Here is a 6,910-nt window from a genome sequence, read left to right on the forward strand (position 1 = left end):
GCGCCCAGACAATTGGCTCCCGCTCAATCCGGGTGACCTGCTCGGAAGAGCCGGATGCGGGAAATCCGCACGTCCGGTTCTGTGAGGGTGAAAGCCAGCAATGGCCGATCTACTCGACTAATAGTTTTGCCTTCAGTTGCATTGACAATCCTCAATTCGAGATGCAAATCCCGTACCGGATTGCTGTTGTGTGAAAGGGATCACCGATTGAAGACGGGTGCAAAAGCCTGCAGGGCCTGGTATTCAGGTGTATTGACCAGCAATTGCCGATGACTGCCACAGCCTTTCATTTGGCCTTTGTCAAGGAGGATAATCTGGTCCATTTCAGGTAAGTCATTGATTTGGTGGGTTATCATGATAAAGCTGCGCTCTTCGCAATGGCGCAGCAGGTTCTTCATCAGCTGGCGTGACGTGACGGGGTCCAGACCTTCTGTGGGCTCGTCCAGGATCAGTACCGGAGCGTTCTTCAGCAGGCTGCGGGCAATAGCCAGACGGCGAGCCTCCCCACCGGATATTCTGAGTGCGGCTTCACCGATTTCCGTATTCAGCCCATCGGGCAGGGAGCGAATCCAGTCGAGGATGCAAGCGGTTTCGCAGGCGGCTTCGAGTTGCGCTTCCGTGGCCGAAGGATCGGCCAACAGCAGATTCTGCCGGATGCTGCCGATGAACAGGTGACTGTGCTGATCCACGACAGCAAGGTGCTGACGCAGTGATTCTGCGGGCCATGCTGCCAGGGATGAGCCCGCAAAGAAGACATCGCCCCTGTCGGGGGCGTGGAATTTGAGCATGAGGTTGACCAGTGTGCTTTTTCCGGCTCCCGTGGGGCCGAGTATGGCGGTCTTGCTGCCTACAGGGATGGTAAAGCTGATTTTTTCAAGGGCGGGCTGCCCGTTCCGGGGATAGTGGAAATCAACGTTCCTGAACTCGAAACCGAATGTGGAGGCCGCCGGGGATGTCAGCCGCGTCTCTTCTGCTATCAGCGGTTTCTGGTCCACGAGTGAAAACAGACGCCTGGCCGCGGCCAGTGTGCCATGCACCGACTGAAAGGCGAGCGGCAGGGGGGTGACCGCCTCGAAACTTGCCAGTGCAAACAGGGCGAACATGGGCAGATTGGCCGGAGGCATGCTGCCTTGGGCCACTGCCGGCGCCAGCAGCACCAGCATCAGCCACACCGTTGTCCATGCGCAGAGCAATACCATGGATTGTCCTGCAGAGGACCAGCGGCTCAGGGCCAGCTGGCTGGCGCCCAGGCTTTTACTGTGACCGCGCAGATTTTTTCCATGGGCGGTATCCGCCCCATACAGCACCAGCTCTCCCAGACCTTGCAGCGCGTCCACGGCATCTGTACGCAACCGGGAAGACGCCTCGATGATCTCCCTGCTTGCCACCGCGCTTTTTCCTGCAAGCCACCAGGGAAACAGCAGGCCGGCAATACATAGCAGCCCGGCTTCGGCCAGTGCCAGGCGGGGCTGTTGCCAGTACAGCCAGCCCAGGAACACCAGGCTGGCCATGGCGGCAACAGACAGGGGCAGCAGAATGCGCAGGTAGGTGTTGTCCAGGGCATCGATATCGCTGCCCATGCGGCTGAGCAGGTCTCCGCTCCGGTAGTCGCCGAGCCTGCCGGGGGCCAGAGGCTCCAGGTGCCTGTAGAACCATACACGCAGGCCGGACAGTACGCGCAGGGTGGCGTCATGGGTGATGAGACGCTCACCATAGCGGCCGGTAGTGCGAACAATGGCGCAGGCGCGAATAATGGCTGCCGGGGTGAAATAGTTCATGGTCACACCTGCGATGCCGGCCAGTCCCATGGCCGCGATGAACCAGCCCGACGTGCTCATGAGCACCACGTTGGCCAGCAGGGTGACCAGGGAAAGCAGCAGGCCCAGCGCCAGCCAGCCGTAATAAGGCCGGAAAAGGCGGACTAGGCGCAGAAAATCCTTCATCTTCCCTCACCGTAGGCGCCCAGCATATCGGCATAGAGGCCACCGCCTTCGAGCAACGAGCGGTGATTGCCCTGTTCCACGATGCGTCCCTGCTGCAGCACCAGGATTCTGTCAGCCTGGTACACGCTGTGCAGGCGGTGGGCGATGGTGATCAGCGTGGCCTGTTCCGACAGCCTGTCCACAGCCTGCTGGATCTGCCGTTCGCTTTCCAGGTCGAGATTGGCGGTGGGCTCGTCCAGGAGTATGAGTCGCGCCTGCCGCAGAAAGGCCCTTGCCAGTGCGATGCGCTGAACCTGCCCGCCGGAGAGTTTCCTTCCGCCTTCGCCAACCACGGTGTCGAATTGCGCGGGCAGGGCCAGGATGAAATCGAGACAGCGGGCGCTGTCTGCAGCGGTTTTTGCTTCGTCCAGGGTGGCCTCGGGCCTGCCCAGGCGGATATTGTCCAGGACCGATCCGTAAAACAGATGGGGCGATTGGGGCACCCAGGCGATTTCGTGGCGCCAGCTTTTCATGTCCATTTGCTGCAGCGGCTGGCCGTCCGCCATGATCTTTCCCTTTGTCGGCTCCAGAAATCCCATGAGCAGGTTGAACAGGGTGGATTTTCCTGCACCGCTGGGGCCGACGATGGCGAGGCGTTCGCCAGTCCCGATATCGAGATCAAGGTCGTGCAATGCCTCGCTGTTTTCTGCATAGGCAAACCCGACATTGTCCAGGCGCAGGGATACCCCCGATCTTTGCCTGGGCTGAAAGGGCCGGGTGCCGGTCTGTCGCCATGGCGGCGGGGTATCGAGGATCTGTATCAGTTGTTCTGCGGCACCGATGGCCTCCATGCGATCGTGATAGGTGCTGCCCATGTTGCGCAGGGGCAGGTAGAATTCCGGCGCCAGCAGCAGTACATAGAAACCGTGGATGAATTCCATCTGCCCCCAGTAGAGGCGGAAACCGATGATGACAGCCACCACTGCAATGCTCACGGTGGCAAAGAATTCCAGGGTGAAGGAAGACAGGAATGCAAGGCGCAGCACGGACAGGGTGTGGCGGCGGTAGCTATCGGACATCTGCCGGACGACTTCCGCTTCCCGGCGGCTGGCGTTGAACAGTTTGAGGGTGGTAAGTCCCTGGATCACATCCAGAAAGTGCGCATTCATGCGCGTCAGTTGCCGCCACTGGCGCTGGTTGTGTTTTTCAGCACCCTTGCCGATGAGGATCATGAAAAGTGGTACCAGGGGGGCAGTAATGACAAGTATGAGAGCCGCTATCCAGTCACGCGGCGCAATGAAGATCAGCAGTGTGAAGGGGATGACCGTCATGAAGATGGCTGCCGGCAGATAGCGGGAATAGTAACCGCCCAGTGCCTCGATACCATCGCTGAGGCTGGTGGCCAGCCCGCCGCTGGGATGGTTTGCAGTGCCGGCGGGACCCAGCGCACGCAGATGATCGAACAGCTCGGAACGCAGGCGGTGTTTGAGCTTGACGGCCGCATGGGCGGAACAGTGTTCGCTGCCCCAGCCCAGCAGGGCACGAAGGGGAAACAGGGAAAGCAACCCGATCAGTTGTACCTGCCGGCTTTCCAGGTCCTGGCCCTGAAAACTGACGGCGTCGATGATGTCCGCCAGCAGCCAGGCCTGGATGGCGAGCACAAGGCCGTTCAGCCAGCCCAGACCGATGGCGCGGCGCAGCCAGGGTTCGGCTGCGGCTTTCTGCTGCTTGAGCCAGGATGCTGCTTCCACGCCCGTCTATCTGCTGATGGGCGCCAAACCCAGCCCGGTGACTATCCGGGAAAACAGGCGGCTAGCTGTCCTCTTCATCGTTTGCGATGCTTTCCTGGTGTTGTTCCGCTTCGTACCAGAGCACGTTGATGATGCCGAATGCCAATGCCAGCAGCACGCCCAGAATCCAGGTGAAATACCACATATTCTGTCTCTCCTATCAGTAGGCTGAAAAGCGCCCTTCGATTTCTTCGGTGGTGACCTTGCCCCACATCTTGTAATAGTTCCACAAGGTGTAGCCCAGGATGATGGGCAGGAAGATCATAACGGCCCAGAACATCACCGTAAGTGTCAGGTGGCTGGAGGTGGCGTCCCAGATCGTCAGGCTGTGATTGGGGTTCGTGCTGGACGGCATGATGAACGGGAACAGGGAGATCCCGGCCGTCATGATGATGCCTGCCAGCGTCAGGGCGCTGGTGACGAAACCGAATCCCGGCCTGCCTGCCCTGGACAGCAGCATGGTCAGCCCGGCACCGGCAAACCCCATCAGGGGAAACACCAGTGTCAGCGGCATGTTGCGATAGTTGTCGAACCAGGCACCGGCTGAAACCTCCACGGTTTTCACCAGAGGATTCGACGCATCATTGGGGGAAGGCATGGAGATGATGTGATAACCGTCCATGCCGAATGCCAGCCAGATGCCGCCAACGGCAAACAGGGCGACAGTGGCGAGTCCGCTGTAGATTACCCACCGGCCGGCGCTTGCCGCCAGTTCGCCGCTGGTGCGCATCTGCAGCCAGATGGCGCCGTGCATGGTCAGCATGGCCACCGCCACCAGACCGCACACCAGTGCGAAGGGATGAAAAAGCGCGAAGAATGATCCGGTATAGAAAGGCCGCATGAATTCATCCATATGGAAAGGCACGCCCAGCAGCAGATTGCCGAAGGCGATGCCAAATACCAGTGGTGGCACGAAGCTGCCGATGAACAGCCCGATGTCCCAGCTGTTGCGCCACTTGCTGTTTTCAAACTTGCTGCGGTAGTCGAAGCCCACGGGGCGGAAGAACAGGGCGAACAGCACCAGCAGCATGGCGAAGTAGAAGCCCGAAAAGGCAGCGGCATAGACCATGGGCCAGGCGGCGAACAGGGCGCCGCCGGCGGTGATGAACCATACCTGGTTGCCGTCCCAGTGGGGGCCGACGGTGTTTATCATGACGCGCCTTTGCGCATCGGTCTTGCCGATGAGGAGCAACAGGTTGCCCACACCCATGTCCATCCCGTCTGCAATGGCAAAGCCGATGAAAAGAATGCCGATGAGCAGCCACCAGACCAGTTTCAGTGTTTCGTAGTCCATGATCATGGCAATATCTCCTGTTCTGCTTTCTGCCGGGGCTGGTCGGCGAGCACGCCACCGGCACCCTGTTCGAAGTGATAGCGTCCCGTGTGCAGGCTGCTGGGTCCCTTGCGGGCGAAATGGAACATGAGCCACATCTCGATGATCAGGAGTATGGTGTAGAAGATGACAAAACCGGTGATGCTGATGATGAGGTCTGTGACCGTCAGGCTGGACGTGGCCAGGAAAGTGGGCAGCACTTCACCGATGGCCCAGGGCTGGCGTCCGTACTCAGCCACGAACCAGCCGAATTCGATGGCGATCCAGGGCAGGGGAATACCATACAGGGCCAGGCGCAACAGCCAGCGCTTTTTCTCGATCACCCGCTTGGCGTTGTAGTAGAAGGCCATGATGAATATGAACAGCATGGTAAAACCGGATGCCACCATGATGCGGAAGCCCCAGAAAACCGGCGCCACATCGGGGATACTGTCCCTCACGGCCATCTGGATCTGCGCTTCGGTGGCATCGATCACATCAGGTGTATAGCGCTTGAGCAACAGACCATAACCCAGGTCTTTCTTCACCTTTTCGAAAGCGGCAATGGTCTGTTCGCTCTTGTCCCCCGCACGCAGCTTGACCAGCAGTCCATAGGCGATCATGCCGTTGCGGATGCGCTTTTCGTGTTCTTTCATGAGGTCCTTGAGCCCCATGACTTCTTCGTCCAGCGAGCGGGTGGCAATAATGCCCATCACATAGGGAACCTTGATGGCGCCGTGGGTTTCCTGGGCTTCATTGTCCGGCATGCCCATCAGCGTGAAAGCTGCCGGGGCTTCTTCTGTCTCCCATTCGGCTTCGATGGCCGCCAGTTTTACCCGCTGCACATCGCCCACCTCGTAACCGCTCTCGTCGCCGAGGATGATGACCGAGAAAATGGAGGCGAGTCCAAAGCCCGCGGCAACCGAGAAGGAGCGCTTGGCAAAGGCCAGGTCCCTGCCTTTGAGGATGTACCAGGAGCTGATGCCGAGCACGAACATGGATGCAGCCACATAGCCACCGGCGACCGTATGAATAAACTTGACCTGAGCGACAGGATTGAATATCAGGTCGGCAAAGCTGGTCATTTCCATGCGCATGGTTTCGTAGCTGAATTCGGCGCCGACGGGATTCTGCATCCAGCCGTTGGCGATGAGAATCCACAGGGCGGACAGGTTGGTGCCGATAGCCGTCAGAAAAGTCACCGCCAGATGCTGACGTTTGCTGAGGCGTTCCCAGCCGAGGAAGAACATGCCGACGAAGGTGGATTCCAGGAAGAAGGCCATCAGGCCTTCGATCGCCAGGGGTGCGCCGAACACGTCACCGACATAGTGAGAGTAATAGGCCCAGTTGGTGCCGAACTGGAACTCCATGGTCAGGCCCGTGGTCACCCCCAGGGCGAAGTTGATGCCGAACAGCTTACCCCAGAAACGGGTCATGTCCTTGTAGATCTGGCGGCCGGTCATGACATACACCGATTCCATGATGACCAGAATCCAGGTCATGCCCAGGGTCAGTGGTACGAATATGAAGTGATATAAAACAGTGACGGCAAACTGCCAGCGCGACAGCTCGACCATTGTCGGATCAAGCATGGTCTCCTCCCTTTTGACTGGATCGCATCAGCCTGATACGGCAAAAAAAGCAACAGGCAGCTGCGGTACCTTCGAGGGTTCTCTTGCTTTTGTTATTCAGAACCCGGGTGTGTTCTTTTTAACTTTATGTCATCTTCCGTAAAGTGGGCAACAGCTTTCTGCTATATCCACAAATATTAAATGGTTCCCGTGGCGGGCCGAATACCGTTTTCCAAAATAAAAAAGTCCCTGCGGGCGGGGGTATTTCAGGGATAATGTTTCCATTGTCAGTATCGGTGGAATGAAAGTTGAATT

The 6,910-nt window shown here is 58.6% G+C and carries 6 protein-coding genes; 1 reads left to right on the forward strand and 5 read right to left on the reverse strand.

Going from position 1 to position 6,910, the window contains the following annotated elements; genetic code table 11:
- The coding region (locus ACOCD2_RS09760) for a hypothetical protein (protein WP_293645828.1) at window positions 1-194 on the forward strand (194 nt) is incomplete at its 5' end.
- A gap of 6 nt (window positions 195-200) precedes the next feature.
- Here the strand turns inward: ACOCD2_RS09760 and cydC are convergent.
- The 5 genes from cydC to ACOCD2_RS09785 all read right to left on the reverse strand — a co-directional run bounded on the left by cydC (window position 201) and on the right by ACOCD2_RS09785 (window position 6,616).
- Window positions 201-1,943 carry a thiol reductant ABC exporter subunit CydC gene (cydC, locus tag ACOCD2_RS09765; RefSeq protein WP_293645830.1) on the reverse strand — a complete coding sequence of 581 codons (1,743 nt, stop codon included), beginning with the start codon at window positions 1,941-1,943 and terminating at the stop codon, window positions 201-203.
- Complete coding sequence (gene cydD, locus ACOCD2_RS09770) at window positions 1,940-3,673, reverse strand: thiol reductant ABC exporter subunit CydD (protein WP_293645832.1); 1,734 nt, start codon at window positions 3,671-3,673, stop codon at window positions 1,940-1,942. Before cydD ends, cydC begins: the two co-directional genes overlap by 4 nt.
- Before the next feature lie 61 nt (window positions 3,674-3,734).
- Window positions 3,735-3,857 carry a cytochrome bd-I oxidase subunit CydX gene (gene cydX, locus ACOCD2_RS09775; protein ID WP_293645834.1) on the reverse strand — a complete coding sequence of 41 codons (123 nt, stop codon included), beginning with the start codon at window positions 3,855-3,857 and terminating at the stop codon, window positions 3,735-3,737.
- A gap of 15 nt (window positions 3,858-3,872) precedes the next feature.
- Window positions 3,873-5,012: a cytochrome d ubiquinol oxidase subunit II gene (gene cydB, locus ACOCD2_RS09780; RefSeq protein WP_293645836.1), complete on the reverse strand. Its 1,140-nt coding sequence runs from the start codon at window positions 5,010-5,012 to the stop codon at window positions 3,873-3,875.
- Window positions 5,009-6,616 carry a cytochrome ubiquinol oxidase subunit I gene (locus ACOCD2_RS09785; protein ID WP_293645838.1) on the reverse strand — a complete coding sequence of 536 codons (1,608 nt, stop codon included), beginning with the start codon at window positions 6,614-6,616 and terminating at the stop codon, window positions 5,009-5,011. Before ACOCD2_RS09785 ends, cydB begins: the two co-directional genes overlap by 4 nt.
- Window positions 6,617-6,910: the final 294 nt, after the last annotated feature.

This window comes from Thiolapillus sp., assembly GCF_048562965.1.
Classification (GTDB): domain Bacteria; phylum Pseudomonadota; class Gammaproteobacteria; order Chromatiales; family Chromatiaceae; genus Thiolapillus; species Thiolapillus brandeum_A.